The following is an 18,418-nucleotide window of genomic DNA, read 5'->3' as shown; positions in this document are numbered from 1 at the left end:
AAATTATCAGATCAATAAGCATTCTCTTTCAAAAATGCATCAATTTCAGAATTTTCTATTTTAGGATTTGCACCAGAATAGCTCGCTACCAAAGCACCAACGGCACTGGCAAAATTAAGAGCTTCATCCGGGTTTTTATCTGAAAGCAGTTTCGCAATCAGGCTGGCCAAGAAAGAATCTCCTGCTCCTACTGTATCTGCTACTTTCACAGGATAACCTTCGTGTCTGTACAATTGATCATTCCACAGCAAGATAGATCCGTGCTTTCCTAGAGTTACACAGATTGCAGGTGTGTTTGTTTTTTCTGATATAAATTTGATATTTGATTCCAGATCCTCAGATTCAAATCCCATTCCGGTAGCAATTTCCAGGATTTCCTCATCATTGAATTTAATAAAATCTGCTCTGTTCATAAGCTTTTCCAGAAGCTGGATATTGTAAAATGGCTTTCTTAAATTCACATCAAAAACTTTAAACATTTTATCGTTGGAATCTAATAGGGAGAAAAGCGTCTTTTGAGAAACCTCATTTCTGCAGGCAAGGCTTCCAAAGAAAAAAACATCAGCCTCTTTTACGGTATCCATTATTTTTTCATCAACACTGATAAAATCCCACGCAGAAGGAAATTTAATCTCGTATGTCGCAGAACCACGTTCATTTAAAGAAACCTGAACAATTCCTGTCTCATATTCCTGAGAAATAATGATTCCGGTGGTTTCAAGAGCATTTTCTTTGGTGTAATCCAGGATTACCTTTCCGTCTTCATCATTTCCTACGGCACTGATCATTGCAACGGGAAAGCCATACGAAGCCGTTCTGAGAGCCAGATTGAGAGGAGCTCCGCCAATTTTTTTCTCTTCTCCAAAAACATCGAAAAGTACTTCGCCAAAACTTATTACATTAATTTTCTTATTGATAAACATTAATTGGGATTTTTGATATTGATATTACTGAATGAACTCTCTGAAGAACTAAAAATACTCCATTTTTTATTAACAATATTATAAATTCTGTTGGTGAACGCTATTTTATCATTGATATAGACCACACAAACATCGTTGCTTATGGAAGCCGTTACAGTATATGATGTCCCGGAAACCGAACTTAACGAATAAGAATTCATAAGATCCTCAGAACCGGAATTCATTACATAAGCTGCGATTCTGTTATTTGCAGGTTCAAACGCAATCTTAACTCCGCTTCCGGCGTCGGTATCGTGTGCCAGAATAATTCCTGCTTTTCCGGCAGATACATTCAATGTAAAGTTAATCTGATTAGCTTTTTGAAGTTTCGAAAAAGTGACCTGAGAATTGGCAGATAAATTAAAGCTACTTCCATTCTGAGAAGCATTTCCAGTGATTTTATCAACTGACAGCACAGCATTCTGACCAAACACAGATGGTAATCCTGAAACCGGTTTTACAGCCAGTGTACCGTCTGAATTCTGAACCAGTCTGTGAGTAACAATATTTCCTGCCCAGTCTTTTCCACCGGTATTATTTTCAGGTGCTTTTCTTGCAGTCCATCCTACCAGATAACGGTTTATATTATCCGAAACCGTTTTGGCTGCATAGAGATAAGAGCCGTCAAGACGGTCATTTTGAGGCGTAGTCCAAGGTCCGTTTGGTGAAGTCGAAATGCGGTAATGCGTTCCGGCACTGCTGCTCCAGTTTTCAGAAAAAACAAGATACCAATAATTGCCCATTTTGAAAAGGTCCGGGCATTCCAGCATAATATAATTTTCGGAAGAGCTGGTTGTATAAATCGGATTTTCTACAGTCCAGTTTCCGGTTGCAGGATTGGTGGTGGTAAATTTCAGCACGACCGCTTTTTTATCAGAGGTCTGAGCAGAAACCAGCATCCAGTATTTTCCGTCTTCAGAATTAAAGAAAACGTGCGGATCACGGAATTCATAATCATAATATCCTGTCGGAGCAGTGATTTTAAAATTCTTGACCTTCGTCCAGTTTTTCATATCCGTACTTGTTGCCAACAGAACGCTCTCCCTTGGATTTCCTGAAAGGAACGAAGCTACTTCATTATGACCCGTATAATAGTAATAATAGGTACTTCCAACCTTTACAAGGCTTCCCGTTCCTACTCCGAAATCAGCTTCTGATGAAGTTCCGTAAGGAATCTGTCTTCCCTGATAAGTAAAATCTGTAAAATTACCCGTCTCAAAGCTGTGAATATCGTGAAATCCTTCTCCTGCAGGTTTTGTTTTTGCATCGTGGAGAAAGAAAAGATGGAACTTCCCGTTTTCATAATAAGGCATTACGTCTCCTGCATAACCTTCTGTGTAGTAAGGATTATTCTCTCCCATCCATTGATTGGGCGGCTGTGGAAAGATATTGGTTTTGCTGTAAATATCTTCCGGATTAACCTCCGTATCAGAATCGTGATTCTGACAGGAGAATGTTGCCAGCGAAAGTACGGCTGCTACATATATATTTTTAATTGACATGGGTTCTGATATTAATGGGTTACAAGATAATTGAGACTGTTCTCCGTCATCTTTTTGATGTTATCCTGAAACGAGTTGGGCTGGCTCGGGTTCCCATTCACGGTTTCATTGTACCAGTCGTAGGCACCTGTACAGATGACCATACATTTTTTGTTGGCAGTTCCGCCGGGAAATTCAGCAATAGCAACACGTCCGTCCAAAGTATTGTCCCAAGCCTCACTGGCAAGATTATTACCACCTGTCTGACTTCTCCAGCCAGCACCATTGACGTATCCACCCCAATCCGGAAGGAACCACCACGCTGTATGATTCAAACGGAATGTACCTTTCTCAAGCAGATTCGCTTTGCCGGATTCGTACGTCTGAAGACCATCGAAAACCGGATGATTCTCATATCCTTTGAAAGAGATTCCCCAATCACTTCCTGTATCTACAAATCCGCTTGGAAGAAAATCTCCAAAAACATTATTCGGTCCTTTTCCTGCAGGAACTATTCCCAACGCGTCAACATATTGTGCAGCAAAGCTTGTAAGCAAAATATTTCCTCCGCCATTAAGATAAGTCTTGATTTTAGAAGTTACATTAGGGCTCATCGCACCTGCCGGTAAAGCGGTAGCAGAATCGAAATGCCACCAGATCACATTAATTCCCGTAAGATTGGCCGCACCGCTTGCAATATCAGCAATCGAAACATATACTGCCCCTGAATATTTTCCAAAAAGCCAGTCAGAAGCTGCAATCTCATCCGGGTTTGTCAGCCCTGTTCTTGTAGCAGCTGTCCCAAGGAATGCAATAGACGGTCCGGAAACAGGCGTGGTTACTTTAGCCGTATATACTTCCGTAAGACTGCCATTAGAAACAGTAAACGAAACCGGACTGCTAAAGTTTAGAGTTGTTCCCGATACAGGATTGATGCTGACACCGTTTCCTGTTTCTATTATTGGCTGCAATGCGGTAAGATTTGTTCCTTCCGGCATTGTAAGAGAAATGGTTTTACCCGAATTATTGATTGTTGCGGATAATCCGTTGATCTTAAAGCTGATAATCGGATCCTGAGCTTTTACAGTTACCTGATAATCTTTGTAGATATTGCCATTTTTTACTTTGAATTTAACCGGCTGTGAAAAATCAACCGTTGCTCCTGATGCCGGCGAAACTACTGCTCCCTGCGGAATTTCAATAACCGGAGCCAATGTTTTAACACTTGTTCCATAAGGAAGCGTAAGTGTGATTTTATCATTTTTATGATCAATTTCCCCAGAAACACCATTCACTTTGAAAGAAGAAATATTGACCGAAACATCCGTAACAAGTCCATCTTCCACCTGACTGTCGCAAGACCAGATAAAAGCCGCAGACATCATCAGAATGATGATCATATGAGTTTTTTTGAATATCGTTTTCATTTGTATCTTGTTTTAGTATCCGTTATTTTGTTTGTACAGTCCTTGGCTGAAATTAATCTGTGACAAAGGAATCGGACAATATTCTTCAATTCCGTGGTCAAATCCTGCCTGAGAATAGTAAGACCGTTTTGTTTTTTCGCCAGAATAATAAGTATTCATTATTCCTGCCGTAGTTCCCCATCTCACAAGGTCGAAGAAACGGCTTCCTTCCATTGCAAACTCCATTCTTCTCTCCCATCGTAACGCTTTTCTTGCAAAATCCTGGTTCCAAGTACAATTCACGCCTGGTTCATATTTGCTGATCAGATTGTTGGTGGTGTAGCTTCCAGTCAAAACAGTACTATTGGCAGCTCTCTGTCTCACCTGATTGATTAATGGCAATGCTTCGTTGATTTGTCCGAGTTCAATTAAGGCTTCGGCTTTCATCAGCAAAACATCGGAATATCTTATGATGATTCTGTTTTTGGAATTTCCGTAGAAAGGGTCTACATTTACGGTACAGCCACATCCTACAGGCACATTTTCTTTTAGCGAAGAATAATATCCATAAGTTGCAGGGCTTCTGCTCCAGCTTTCCTGAAAGATTTTGTTTTCTTCGTATTTCCACGGCAATCCGGGTAAAGCAACGGTGTGATATAATCTGGGATCTACTTTGTAACTGTTCAGCTGATTATAATTCAGATCCGAATCGTTAAAAGTATCGAACATCGGTAATCCCTGCGGTGTCGTTTTGAATGCGTTCACCAGATTCTGGCTCGGTTTATGAAAATCGCAGCATCCCAAACCTTGTGGCAGAGAAAGCACATCACCGTAATTGAGCCTTCCGAAAAGCGTTCCGTCATTGTCAGAATATTGAATGGAAAAGACTGCCTCCGGGCCATTCTCGTGTGTTCCAGGCAGGAAATTATATCCAAAATCCGCCTCCAATGAGTAATTTCCGATCACCTGATTGGCGGCATCAATAGATTTCTGAAGGGTGACAGGGTTTACCTGCGTTACCGTATAGTTATCATCCTGCTCATACGCCTGATAAAGCCTTACTTTAGCAAGATAAGCATAGGCCGCGCTTTTCTTTGGTCTTCCTACTTCCGACTGTGTTGCAGGCAGATTAGCGGCTGCGAATTCAAAATTAGAAGCAATAGCTTCCCAAAGTTGCTGGTCGTTCTTTGCCCTGTTGGAGATTTTCGGATAATCATCAATCGGTGTATTTTCATCGACATAAGGCACATATTTAAATAACGTTTTCAGCAAAAAGTAGTAATGTCCTCTTACGAAACTCATTTCAGCGATCCGCTTTTGTTTGTTGGGATATTCGGAATCTGAAAGCTGCTTAAGTGCCACAATCGCTTTGTTACATCTGGAAATCCCTACATAATTGAGATACCATAATCTGTCTAATTCACCAAAATCTGAACGGATATTATTTGAAATTTCAAAAAAGTGAAAGGTCTGGATATCATTGGTTCCACTTCCTCCTTTGTACGCATCATCAGAACGAACGTTTCCATAAGGCCAAAGACTGAAAGGAGTATCATAATGGTCGTTTCCGAGAGATGCATACGCTGCAACCACAAAACCATCCACATTCTGAGGCGTTACCACATCGGCTTCCGAAAGTACACCTCTAGGCTCATTGTCCAGAAAATCATTGCAGGAAGTAGTTCCCAGCAAAAAGGCAAAAGCTATTGTAAAAAGTATATTCTTTTTCATTTTTTATTATTTAAAAATTATAGGGAAAAATTAACTCCAAAATTGAACGTCAGCGGTAACGGATACCCGAATGCCGGTGTCTCAGGATCTATTCCTGTAAAGCTTTTCGATTTTATCGTCCAAAGATTCTGAACACTTGCATACATCCTGAAATTAACGATGTTATAATGCTCCATTAAAGATTTCGGGAACGTATAGCCCAATTGTAAAACCCTTAACTTCAGATAACTTCCGTTTTCTACATAATACGATGAGAATCTGGATTCTCCATTGCTGTCCACTGTTGTAAGCGCGGGAATATCCGAATTTGGATTCTGCGGCGACCAAGCATTCAGAAGCCTTGTTCCTTTATTGGAACCTACATCATCCACGCTCCAGAAGTCAGTCTGGTATTTTTTTGAATTGATGACATCTACATCACCGATACCTTGCCAAAATGTTGAAAAATCAAAGTTTTTATATGAAAAGTTAAGGTTGATACCATACATAAATCCGGGGTTCGGATTGCCAATCCACGTTCTGTCTTTCTCGTTAATCACTCCATCACCATTTAGATCTGCATAGCGAATTCTTCCCAAACCTTCACCCCCAAATTGACTTGCAGAATTATCCACCTCTGCCTGAGTCCTGAAAAGTCCGTCGGCAACATAACCGTACATTGAGTTAAAGGGACGTCCCAGAATATTATCCGTTGTTCCGTTTCCACCGTAATTGTTGACAACAGATTGTGGAAGCTCGGTAATTTTGTTGCGGTTCATCGAGATGTTCCCTGAAACTTCGTAGCGGAAACCTCCAGCAGTTTCATTCTGATAAGACAATGCAACTTCAATCCCTTTGTTTTCCATCGATGCACCATTGATCCATCGGTCTCCTCCTTCTCCGATCACCGCAAGATAAGGTGGCAATACGAGAATGTCTTTTGTTGCTTTTTTATAAACATCGACACTACCAGTCAGTTTTTGATTAAAGAATCCGAAATCCAAACCAAGATTGGTCTGCGTGGTGGTTTCCCATCTCAGGTCGTCATTTTTTGTCTGAGTTGCGATAAATCCTGATGGCAGTAATCCGCTTCCGACACCCGAAATATCGTAAGCCGCACCATAAGATGTTGCCCACGTTGGGTTTCCTCCTGCATAATTTGCTATATACAGCGAATACACCGCCGAATTGCTGATTTCCTGATTTCCGGTCTGTCCCCAACCTGCTCTTAATCTCAAATCTGAGAAAAACGGAATCAGATTTTGTGCAAATTGTTCTTTATTAATTCTCCATCCTGCCGAGAATGCAGGGAAGGTTCCGAAACGGTTATTTTTACCGAATCTTGAAGAGCCGTCATAACGCATTGTTGCAGAGAAAAGATAGCGGTTGTCATAATCGTAGGAAAATTTTCCGAAGTAAGACATCAGGCTGTAATAGGTGGAACTTCCGCCGTTGAAAGCGTCTCCGGTTCCCGCCTCTGGATACATATAATCCGGTGTTTCTATCACGAATCCTTCTTTTCTCAGCCAGGTATTTTTAAATGTATCCTTGTACATTTCCATCCCTCCCAAAACATCAAAATGATGTTTTCCAGCTTTTGCTGTGTATTGTGCGGTATTTGACCAAGTCCATTTTTCGGTGTCTGACTGGTCGATGTTCACTGCATTGGTTTCGTTGTGCAGACGCCCCGAAACATAGCTTCTTTGCAACATTCTTTTGTAATAATTGGAAAGATCAATTCCGAAACTGGATTTTAAGGTCAGATTTTTCACAGGCTGCAATTCGGCATAAACATTTCCGAAGAATCTTTGATACTGATAGCCATTATCTTTATTGTATTCCAAAAGTCTGACAGGATTTTGCCTATCATTCATTCCGCCAACCGGAGGACCGCCCCAACCAATTCCGTCAACAGTATGAACCGGAATGATGGGCAAAGCACGTAAAGCAGGATCCAAAACGCCGGGATCCATTAGTTCATTGGTTTTATTGAAGGTGAAATTTTCTCCGATTTTCAGTTTTCCGTCGAAAAAGTTATAAGAGGTATTAACACGGGCAGATAATCTTTTGAAATTAGTCAGTTTCACGATTCCATCATTGTCATAATATCCCATAGAGAAGTAGTAAGAACCTTTATCCGAAGAGCTAGAAGCAGAAACATCCAGCGAATTGGCAACACCGGTCTGCGAAACCTCATCGTACCAATTGGTATTGGCTGATTTCATCGTTTTTCCGGCATCCAGATATTCCGGAACATAGCTGTTGTACAAAGTTGGGATACCATTCTGAACACCCCAGTCAAAATTGTAGCTCAAATTGTTGCTATTTGGGTCCAGTCCATCATTGATGTTGGCCTGCCAAAGCACCTGTCCGAATTGTTTTGCGTTTAGAACCTCTGTTTTCTTTGCATATTGTGAATACGCCGTATAATAATTGAGGTCGATTCTCATCTTCCCTTTTTTTCCTTTTTTGGTGGTGATAATAATAACACCGTTTGCAGCTCTGGAACCGTAGATACTTGCTGAAGACGCATCTTTCAGCACCTGCATCGTTTCGATGTCACTCGGATTAAGCTCGTGCATTCCGGCTTTTGTGGGAACGCCGTCTATTACGTACAGTGGATCTGTATTGTTCAATGTTCCAACCCCACGGATCAGGACTTTTGTATTACCGCCCGAAGGAGATCCATCTGCTGTAATGTTGACTCCTGCTACCCTTCCCTGCAAAGATTTGATCGGATTGGGTTCGGCCTGCTTGTTCAGGTCTTTCATATCCACCACGGAAACCGCACCGGTAATATCTGCTTTTTTCTGCTTGGTATATCCGGTTACGATCACCTCATCTATGCTTTTTATTTTCTCTGCAGCTAAAACGATATTAAGAACCGTCTTCTCATCCACCACCACTTCACGGGTGGAATAATCCGGATACGTGAAAACTAAAGTGTTTCCTTTTTGCAGATCATTGATCTGAAATGCACCACTATTGTCTGTGGTGGTATTGGCTCCTGTTTCCGAAACGGTTACGATAACCCCGCTCAACGGTTTTTGATTTGAGGAAACTACTTTACCTTTAATGACTTCCTGCGCAAATACATACGAAAAAGGCAGAAGGCAAAAGGCGATGGCTATTTTGTATTTCTTCATAGTATAGTTTTTTATTTGATATTAATCTGATGAGCATTAAAGTTCACTTTACTTCCTTTGGTATCTGTGGATAAGCTCAGTTCCGAAAAGTTTTCATTAGGGAAGAATATTTCGGTCATTACCTTTTCTCCGTTATTGAAGAAAATTTCGATGGAAGTTTTATCCAATACAATTTTGAGCGTTGCGTTTTGGTAGTTTTTTGCTAATGGTGCTTTTGAAATCCTGTCTGCAAAATTGTTCTTAAAATCGGTTTTCCCGGATTTGGTACGATCAATAAAAAGTTCCTGCTTGTTATTATCAATTCCGAAAATCAATTGTTCTCCCAATGAATTTTTCAAAGCAAAAGTGTACACTCCTTTGGTCATTTTTTTGAAATCAACATCAATTACCGCTTTGGAAAGATCTATTTCTCCTTTGCTAATGAGTTTTTTATCGGAACCAAGGTTAATTTCTTTTTTAACTACCTTTCCTTCGTAATTTTTAAGTTGAGCAACAGGAATATTTTTCAGAGTGTAACCATCTTTTGACCTTTTCAAAGTCACTTCACGGGGAATAGTAGAACTTCCTCTCCATTTTTCGGTTGGCACATTGGGTGAATAATCCCAGTTTGACATCCATCCGATAATTACTCTCTTGTTATCCGGAACATTATCAAAAGAAACACTCGCATAATTATCACGTCCCCAATCCAGCCAGACCACTTTTTCTTTTTCGAGCTGCTTTGTAAAAATATCATCCATTTTGAAGGTTTTTCCGTCAAAATCACCTACAAAATACTGCGCAGCAGAACCTCCGTTCGGTCCACCCGGATTGATGTTAACGATAAGCACCCATTTTTCTTCATTGGTGCCTTCTACCTTTATCGGAAAAAGATCCGGACATTCCCAAACGCCGTCATGTCCCCCGAAATCTTTACCAAATTCTGAAAGGAAGCTCCAGTCTTTCAGGTTTTTTGAGGCATAAAAATGCTGCCTGTCCTGTACCGCCAACCCCATTACCCACTGTTTTCTTTTGGCATCCCAGAAAACTTTCGGATCCCGGAAATCTTTGATCCCCGGATTTTTCAATACAGGATTATTACTGTATTTGGTCCAGGTTTTTCCATTATCCAAAGAATAAGCGATTGCCTGAGACTGTGCGTCAATTTCTCCGGCTTGCTCTTTTTTCATATTGTGGTACGTAAAAATCGCTACCAACGGAACATTTTTCCCATCGCCAAAACCTGATGTATTATCCTTATCCACAACCGCACTTCCTGAGAATATAGCACCTTTTTCATCATAAGCAATTGCAGGAGCCAGTTCTTCCCATTTTATAAGATCTTTACTGATAGCATGTCCCCAATGCATCTTACCAAAATCCGGCACACTCTGAAACGGTGTATATTGGAAAAATAAGTGATACGTTCCGTTGAGATAAAACAGACCGTTCGGGTCATTCATCCAGCCTTTTTGAGGAGTGAAGTGATAGTTGGGCCTGTAAAGCTGCTCTTCAGACGTTTTCGCATCCGACTGTGCATTGAGCCCGGAATAAAACGTGGCAGCGATGATTAAAGTTGATATGATTTTCTTCATTATGATTATTTAATAGGAAATTTTGAATTATTTTAAAGACACATTAATCAATTTAAATAGGTGTTCTTTCCAATGATTATATTGATTTTAAATCTATTTCGTAAGTGTTTTGCTTAATTTTTCCAGTGATATACCTTTTGTTTCAGGCATCATAAACATCACGAATAATAATTGGAATACCATTGCAACGGTAAAGACCAAAAATACGGTCCCTGCTCCGATAGTGGAAAATAATGTAGGAATCAATGATGGAATGATTGCTGCCAAAAGCCAGTGTGTGGTACTTCCGAAAGCCTGTCCCGATGCTCTAAGATGATTCGGAAAAATTTCTGAGATAAACACCCAAATTACCGTTCCCTGACCAATAGCGTGAGAAGCAATAAAGAGAAACAGGAAAATAGGAATCGCTAATCCCGACCAATGGAAATAAAACGCCATAGAAACCAGTCCTAAAGAAATGATATACCCTACGGAACCCAAATACATCAATGTTCTTCTTCCGACTTTATCAATGAGATTGACCCCAACCAGAGTGAAAACCATATTCACAACACCAATCCCGATACTGCTGAGAAGTGCTGTTTTCTCGCCCAAACCTGCTTCCCCAAAAATCCTCGGTGCGTAATACAGGAATGCGTTGATTCCCGACATCTGATTAAAAAAGGCTACTAGAAAAGCCAACATCAGCGGAAAACGGTATTTTTTCATAAAGATATTTTCCTTTGGCGATTCGGCGTGGTCATCTTCCATCTGTCTGATCAAGGTTTCAGAATCCTGATCCGGACTCAGGATTTTCATTACTTTTTTCGCTTCTTCTATTCTGGATTGGGAAACCAGCCATCTCGGACTTTCCGGAATGGTGACAACACATAATGTATAAATAGCTGCGGGAATTGCCTGTACGCCAAGCATCCATCTCCAGTCGTTGTCTCCAATGCCGCTTAATAAATAATTTGATAAAAATGCAATCAGAATCCCAAGAACAATATTAAACTGATACAGGGAAACCATTCTGCCACGGTCTTTTGCAGGCGCAATCTCTGAAATATAAGCCGGTGCAGCAATCGTAGAAGCACCAACGCCCAAACCACCCATAAACCTGAAAAACGCAAACAGATAAGGATCATTGGAAAGCGCCGTTCCTATCGCAGAAAACGCATATAAAACACCAATTATTAAAAGCGTTTTTTTACGTCCTAATTTATTGGTCGGGATTCCGCCAAAAATGGCGCCTATCACTGTACCCCACAATGCCATTCCCATCACTACCGCTCCGTGAAATGCATCTGAGCTGCCCCAGAGTGTTTGCAACTTTTTGTCTGCGCCGGAAATTACTACTACATCAAACCCGAAAAGAAATCCTGCCAAAGCTGCGGTAATAGACCACATAAGAATTTTATTCATCTGTTAAAATATTTATTTGTTTGTGGCTAATATATCCCGAGGCGGCAATCCGAGGGTTTAATTATGTAACTAAATATTTCGGCAAGGTTAATTATTTGTTAATTAAACACAATCAACTGAAAATCAATAATTTAATTTAAAATTATTTGATTAAAGTTTATTCAAGTTTCAAAAATGTAACATAGTTGTATAAAAATGTTACGTGTGTTTTGGCGTTTTTATAGTTTAAGAACAATTAATGTTATGAAAATTTTAACCGAAAAAAGGGTCAAAGTGTATGGTTTTTGGGTCAGGACCTTTTTAGAAATTATAAATCATTCAGAAAGCTGTTTATTCGTTTAGATGAAAGGCGTGGTTGAGAAAATGTAATAAAAAAGCAGCAGTTTGATTTACTGCTGCTGAATACTGTAAAAATATCAGATGTGAAAATTGCTTTTAAATATAGATTTAACCTTTGATTTTTGTTATTACAATGTTACATTCAAATATATGATCATTTGATTTTATGTTTTTATAACTCATTCCCTGCAGACTTTCTAAAGGCATTCGGGGATACGCCAAATTTATTTTTAAAAACAGTGGAGAAATAATTCGGGGAAGAAAAACCGGTTTTGTATGCAATCTCGGAAATCGTCAGTTCAGGATTTTGCAGCATTGATTTGGCCTGTTCAAGACGGAAATTGTTGATATAATCGCTCACGTTCACATCAAACATTGCTTTTATCTTTCTGTAAAGCTGGATTCTGGAAATATTAAGCAGGTCTGCAAGATTTTCCACTGAAAAATCGGCATTGTCTATATTGGTTTTGATAAGTTGATTGAGATTGTTCACAAACGTCTGTTCTATGCTTCCGAACGTCTTGCTGTCCACAATTCTGCCGATATTGTTCGTATAGTAATAACGTAGTTTTTCTCGGTTGTAAAGCAATGCACGCAACGACTGTATGAGAATCGGGTAACTGAAAGGTTTTGTGAGATAAAGGTCAACGCCGGATTTCAAGCCTTGAAGATAAGATTCTTTATTGTCCAGAGCGGTCAGGAGAATGACCGGAATATGTGATGTACGAAGGTCGTTTTTTAGGATTTCACAGATTTCAAAGCCATTTTTGTCCGGAAGATTGACATCGCAAACGATAATATCCGGAATTTCAATCAAAGCCTTATTAATCGCATCCGTACCGTCAGAAACCATCACTTCAAACTCATTCTGAAGCTTTTTGCTTAAAAAGAAAGACAAATCTGAATTGTCCTCTACCAAAAGAAGTGAATAACGCTCGCCCTGAGATTCCTGATTTTGGGTAATCGTCTCGTCTTCCAATCCTGTAAAAAAAGCCTCTTTTGCCAGACTTTCAGCACCTGCGAGACTGGGTTCTTTAACCATTTGGTCTTCGTTGAAATGCTTGTTTCCCTTATAAAGACTGATAACAAACTCCGTTCCCTGAAAAGAGTTCACTTCTATCTTCCCAAGATGAAGCTCAATAAACTGCCTGCTAAGATGAAGCCCGATTCCTGAACTGTTTTTTCTGTTGTTGGAACCTTTGAAATACGCTTCGAAGACATTGCTGATCTCTTTTTCGGGGATTCCGATTCCATTATCTTTGAAGCTGATCACCGCCTGATTTCCTTTTTCCTGAATCGTGATTTCAATCTTTCCATTGTCCGGCGTAAATTTGAAAGCATTGGACAACAAGTTGAAATAAACTTTATCCATCAGGTTTCTGTCGATATAAAGTTCAAGGTTTTTATTCTGTGAATGAATTTCGAATTTGATATTTCTTTTCTTAGCTTCATTTTCAAAATCACGAAAAATAGCATACGTAAAATCGTAAATATTCGTCCTGGAAACTCTTAGATTAAAGGTTTGATTTTCTATTTTTCTAAAATCTAATAAATTATCCACCAATCGCAATAATCTGTTGGAGTTTTTATTAATCAGCTCGAACTCGTAGGATGGTTTTGTACCTTTGGTTTTTCCAGAATCCATCAAAGATTCCAATGAACTGAGAATAAGTGTAATGGGTGTTTTAAATTCGTGAGACAATCCCGTGAAAAAATTAACCCTCGCTTCATTGCTGTCTTTCAACTCATTGGCAATGGTTTCAATCTGGTTTCTTTGAATAGTAATTCTCTCGTTGGTAAGTGTAAGCTGCTTATTTTTGATCTTGATCGCATAAATAAGATAAATGGAATAGGCAACCAGGCAAAACATCAACACCAATAATATAATAGACCATCGGAACAATTCTTTTTGTGAGGAGTAAAGCTCGATCTGTTTTTTAACCGCCTGTACCTGATTTTCTATAACGCCTTGCTGTTCGATGATTTTATCAAACTGATTGCGCATAATTTCTGCATTCATCCGGTCGATGATTGTTGTGCTGAGCTTGATGCGTTTGGGAACGGCAACACCGTTATAAATTTTAATCGCAGTCTCGATGGCTTCTGCTCCGCCAGTCGGATACAATAAAGTGGCGTTCAGTTTTCCGTCAAGAACCATTTGTATTCCGCCATCTTTTGTGTTCAATCCGTCAACGCCGATAAATTTGATTTGATTTTCCAAACCTGTATTTCGTGCAACCTGCCACGCATTGGCAGCAAGCTCATCATTAAAAGCAAAAACATAAATGCTTTGATCTCCCAAGGAATCCAGCGTTTTCCTGAAAGCGTCTGCAGGAAGACCTTTAAAGGTTTTTATCAGATCTGTGTTGGGATTATTTCTGATGATTTCCTGAAAGCCGAGACTTCTTTCTATGGTTGGGGAAGATTGGTCATCACCCCTTATTTCGATTACTTTTTTATAGTTTTTGGAATCTGAAAGAATGTAATTGGCCGCTTCTTTACCAATTTCCACGTTATCTGCGCCAATGTAGGTCGTATATTTTTCTGAATTGATCTTCCTGTCGAGCAAAATAACCGGAATATTTTTGGCAGCCGCTTTTTCCACCACAGGAACCAGGGATTCTGGATCAATGGGTGAGATGATTATCACATCCACCTTGCGATCGATCATTTTCTGTATATCCTGAACCTGCTTGTTTACAGAACTTTCTGCTTTTTGTACATCGAGCTCTACTTCGGAATAGAGCGATGCCTGTATCTCCATAGAATGGTTCATTGCCAATCTCCAGGGATGATTTCCCAAGCCCTGTGAAAATCCGATAGTAATTTTGTCTGAAGTTTTCTGAGATTTTTTACAGGAAAAAAAAGCAAGGAAAAACAGAAGGAATAACATTCTATAAGCCTTAAGAAAACCGAAAAATTTTATTGGTAACATATTAACACAATATTAATAAAGATGTTGCAGACAGGCAATTTTTAGTGATAGTATTTTGCATTAAATCTGCTGTATTGATTATATGTATATATTTTTAATAATTTACAGTTTTACACTTGCTGTAACAATAAAAGCTGAAGTGCGTGACTTCAGCTTATGATGAAAATTGAATTTAGTTATTGCTTATTCTTTGCCTGTAATTACATTGCGGGTACAGCTCCTATTTGTGTCAGTAAACCAAGCAAGTCAGGTTGTCCTACTTCTTCTATGATCTGGTCGTCAGACAAACGGTAAAAATTCATTGCGCTAACTGCAATCTGTTTTCCGGTTGCGGGTACGCCAAAAAAAGTTCCGTTATGGGTTCCTTTCATTGTGAATCTAACCGCTACTTTATCATTCTCAGAGATCATTTCTTCAATACTCCACTGAATATCCGGAAAGCCGCTGCGCATCATTCCGATAATTGTCAGATATCCTTTAGGACCTTGCAACGGGTCAGCCTGGAAAGGCACGTGGAACTTCGCTGCCGCGCTTATTAACTGTTGTGCCAGATCTTCGTCAGCAGTATTGATGAATTGTAAAATTGATTAAAGAATTGTTTTGTTGCTTCCATTTCTGTTTTTTTTAGTTTGTAATATTGATTTGTTTTACAATGCAAAGATGGTTCACAATTATCTTTCCAGCCAATAAACAAGCTTAAGAAATAGTCTTAATATAGTTTAAGAATACATATCTATTTTAATGCTCTATTTTTTCTGATCTTGCTGAGAAATTCAGGCGTGATGCCCAGATAGGAAGCAATCTGAGCATTGGGTAACCTCGATGCTAGTTCGGCATATTGTTCCAGGAAATCCAAGTACCGTTGCTCTGCATTTGAACTGAAATTTTGTAACAGGCGGTTTTGAAGCTCAATGAACTTTTCCTCCACGATCACCCGAAAGTTTCTGTCAAACTTTGGTGAATTCACGAAAAGATAAAGCAGGTCCTGCTTCTCAATTTGCAGAATGGCAGAAGGTTCAATTGCCTCTATGAACAGTTTGCTTGGTTTTCCCGAATAGAAACTTCCCAGGTCAGCAACCCAATCATTTTCTGCTGCAAACATCAGATTATGTTCCGTCCCTTTTTCATCGATACCATACATTTTAAAGCACCCTTTCTCAACAAACGTATAATGTTTGCAAACAAAGCCTTCCTGCAAGATCATTTGTCTCCGTTTTATTTTCCTGGATGTCACTCTTTCGGTAAGCAAATTAATATCCCCGGAATTCAGAGGAAGGTATTTTTTAAAATATTCGATTAATGGTTGTATCATCAAATTTTTGATATTGATTAAGATGAGTATTTAAATGAATCACCGTTTGACATTTCTGTAGTTTTAATTCCTTTCAAATTTTTCTATTTCCAATTTGGGAGATAGTTCTTTGATATAAAATGCTGCAATTGCTCTGGAAAATCTAGGTAAAAGCTCACCATCATTTGATAACGTAATAATTGTATAACCTTCTTTCGGAAACCGCCAGATATCTCCTAACCCAGGACCGCCACTATGTCCTGCATACATAATATTCCCTTCCGTTTCCAAAGCCCATCCTACTTTCGAAAATCCTGCATCCTGACCTTCAATCTTATCTGTCTTGTAAATATATTTTTCTGAAAAAGAAAGCGGAAATTCCAATTCTTTATCCAAACCAACAGCCCAATTCGCCATATCGTCAATAGATGCAAAATAGGCCCCTGCAGAATAAGTATATTGTGGATAGAGATATTTATAAGCTTGCATTTTGCCGTTTAATTCATAATAAGTGGTTACTTTTTCCGGGATAATATCTGTCCGCAAATATTGACCATTCACTTTAAATTCCATATCAAAGGCACCATCATTCATTTTTAAAGGAACAGTAACCTCATCCTTCAAAATCTGAATAAAAGGTTTGTTATAAATCTTTTCAAAAACATAAGATAAAACCATAAAATCTGACAAGCCATATTGTTGTTTTGAGCCTGTTTTGAATATTAACGGAAGTTTTTTGACAGCCTCTATAATTTTGTCCGTTGGCAGATAGACGTCGCTTTCATAATAATCAGCAATTCCACTGGAATGCGCAATCAAATTTTTTATTTTAATATCCTTCCACTCAGCTGGGGTATCAGCTATAAATTTTGAAACGGGATCTTCCAGATCAATCCTTTTGTTATACATTGTCTTTAAAAGAAGTGTGGAAGTTAAAAGTTTTGTGCAGGAAGCAATTTGGAAATTGGTGTGTTCTGTTACTTTATTTTTCCAGTCAAGATTTGCAAAACCATAAGTTGTTTTCTTGATTATTTTTCCATTTTTAACAACTGCAATTGCCATCCCCGGAATCTTCAAGGTTTTCATTTGTTTGTTCACAAATTGATCCACATTTTTACTGATGCCTTTTTCATCTTGCTGCCCGTAATAAAATGCAAGAGATAAAAGAGAAAAAATGAAAATGAATGCTTTTTTCATAATATTGAGTTAAGTTATCACTATTTTTATAGATGTTCAAAGATGAGTACTAATTTCATGCCTATCACTATTTTTATAGTTAAAGATTGTTAATTTTATCATTCGCCCAATTTGACTAAATATATCCTGTTGCTATTAGTACATTTCGTTAAAGAAATAAGAACAGGACTTTGACATTAAAAAAAATACTGAGACTAATTATAGTGTGTTGCTCCAATCCGTGGGGTACAGATCAGGTTGAAGTCTAATTCATGTGCTAATGGCAAAAGCCTGGCATTTTCAGACAAGAAATAAAATAACGATCCTCTTACTTTGGCAATGTGTGGCTTAAAAGTGTTTTTTTAGCCTGCTCAACGTTTCCCGCGTTATCCCCAGATAAGAGGCGACATGACTGAGGGGAAATCTTTGAACAATCTGAGGATACAAAAGTGAATAGTTTTCGTACCGTTTTTTGGCACTGAGGTTTAAAGCGTTATCTCTGCGTTTGTGAGACGCAATATGGTGATTTTGATTGATATGCCAGAACATGGCTTTAAAAGCGGGAATCTCAAGGATTTCATCAAACTTCTCTATCGGCAGAACAAGGAGTTTAGCATCTTCCCAGGCTTCGATAAAATAATGAGACGGCTCATGCTTCATATAGCTGTTCATATCTACTGCCCACCAGTCTTCAACATACAACTGCAGAATATGCTCTATACCGTTCTCATCAACACTGAACATGCGTAAAGCTCCATTTATAATAAACGCGGCATGCTCACAGGTTTTGCCCTCTTTGAGAAAATAGTCCTTCTTTTTTATTTGTATTGGCTCCATTGCAGCCTGTATGAGCAACTTTTCTTCGTTTGAGAGAGCTGTTTTGCCATAGCGTTCAATGTACTCAAAAAGTGGCTGGTGCATTTTTTAATTGTCCTAAAATATGATTAAGTGGCAGCATGATATCGGGCAAAGTTAGGACTTTTTCTGTGAGTAC

12 protein-coding genes are annotated in these 18,418 nt (G+C 39.0%); all 12 read right to left on the bottom strand.

Annotation, left to right across the window (positions count from 1 at the left end):
* Positions 1 to 11: 11 nt before the first annotated feature.
* Entirely contained in the window at positions 12 to 923 is a 912-nt protein-coding gene (locus tag IX38_RS12635) for a carbohydrate kinase family protein (RefSeq protein WP_034705556.1), read from the bottom strand.
* Entirely contained in the window at positions 923 to 2,464 is a 1,542-nt protein-coding gene (locus IX38_RS12630) for a glycoside hydrolase family 32 protein (RefSeq protein WP_034705554.1), read from the bottom strand. Before IX38_RS12630 ends, IX38_RS12635 begins: the two co-directional genes overlap by 1 nt.
* Positions 2,465 to 2,475: 11 nt before the next feature.
* A complete protein-coding gene (locus tag IX38_RS12625) occupies positions 2,476 to 3,870 on the bottom strand; it encodes a DUF4960 domain-containing protein (RefSeq protein ID WP_051884717.1) in 1,395 nt (464 codons plus the stop codon).
* A 12-nt stretch (positions 3,871 to 3,882) separates the two neighbouring features.
* Complete coding sequence (locus tag IX38_RS12620) at positions 3,883 to 5,580, bottom strand: RagB/SusD family nutrient uptake outer membrane protein (RefSeq protein ID WP_034705552.1); 1,698 nt, start codon at positions 5,578 to 5,580, stop codon at positions 3,883 to 3,885.
* A 17-nt stretch (positions 5,581 to 5,597) separates the two neighbouring features.
* On the bottom strand, positions 5,598 to 8,705 hold the full coding sequence (locus IX38_RS12615) for a SusC/RagA family TonB-linked outer membrane protein (protein WP_084680269.1): 3,108 nt from the start codon (positions 8,703 to 8,705) through the stop codon (positions 5,598 to 5,600).
* 11 nt (positions 8,706 to 8,716) lie between these two features.
* Positions 8,717 to 10,279: a glycoside hydrolase family 32 protein gene (locus IX38_RS12610; RefSeq protein WP_034705547.1), complete on the bottom strand. Its 1,563-nt coding sequence runs from the start codon at positions 10,277 to 10,279 to the stop codon at positions 8,717 to 8,719.
* 93 nt (positions 10,280 to 10,372) lie between these two features.
* The gene (locus IX38_RS12605) at positions 10,373 to 11,683 is read right to left on the bottom strand and encodes a sugar porter family MFS transporter (RefSeq protein ID WP_034705545.1); all 1,311 of its coding nucleotides are present in this window, start codon (positions 11,681 to 11,683) and stop codon (positions 10,373 to 10,375) included.
* 511 nt (positions 11,684 to 12,194) lie between these two features.
* A complete protein-coding gene (locus IX38_RS12600) occupies positions 12,195 to 14,957 on the bottom strand; it encodes a substrate-binding domain-containing protein (RefSeq protein ID WP_051884714.1) in 2,763 nt (920 codons plus the stop codon).
* A 200-nt stretch (positions 14,958 to 15,157) separates the two neighbouring features.
* Positions 15,158 to 15,493 carry an ester cyclase gene (locus IX38_RS12595; protein ID WP_394331190.1) on the bottom strand — a complete coding sequence of 112 codons (336 nt, stop codon included), beginning with the start codon at positions 15,491 to 15,493 and terminating at the stop codon, positions 15,158 to 15,160.
* 197 nt (positions 15,494 to 15,690) lie between these two features.
* Complete coding sequence (locus IX38_RS12590; protein WP_034705541.1) at positions 15,691 to 16,269, bottom strand: Crp/Fnr family transcriptional regulator; 579 nt, start codon at positions 16,267 to 16,269, stop codon at positions 15,691 to 15,693.
* 63 nt (positions 16,270 to 16,332) lie between these two features.
* A complete protein-coding gene (locus tag IX38_RS12585; protein WP_051884713.1) occupies positions 16,333 to 17,445 on the bottom strand; it encodes a serine hydrolase domain-containing protein in 1,113 nt (370 codons plus the stop codon).
* A gap of 327 nt (positions 17,446 to 17,772) precedes the next feature.
* The gene (locus IX38_RS12580; protein ID WP_034705539.1) at positions 17,773 to 18,345 is read right to left on the bottom strand and encodes a Crp/Fnr family transcriptional regulator; all 573 of its coding nucleotides are present in this window, start codon (positions 18,343 to 18,345) and stop codon (positions 17,773 to 17,775) included.
* Positions 18,346 to 18,418 lie beyond the last annotated feature (73 nt).

It is taken from the genome of Chryseobacterium luteum (genome assembly GCF_000737785.1).
GTDB lineage: Bacteria > Bacteroidota > Bacteroidia > Flavobacteriales > Weeksellaceae > Chryseobacterium > Chryseobacterium luteum.
The sequence above is the reverse complement of the archived record's forward strand: the minus strand, read 5'-3'. Positions and strand labels throughout refer to the sequence as shown.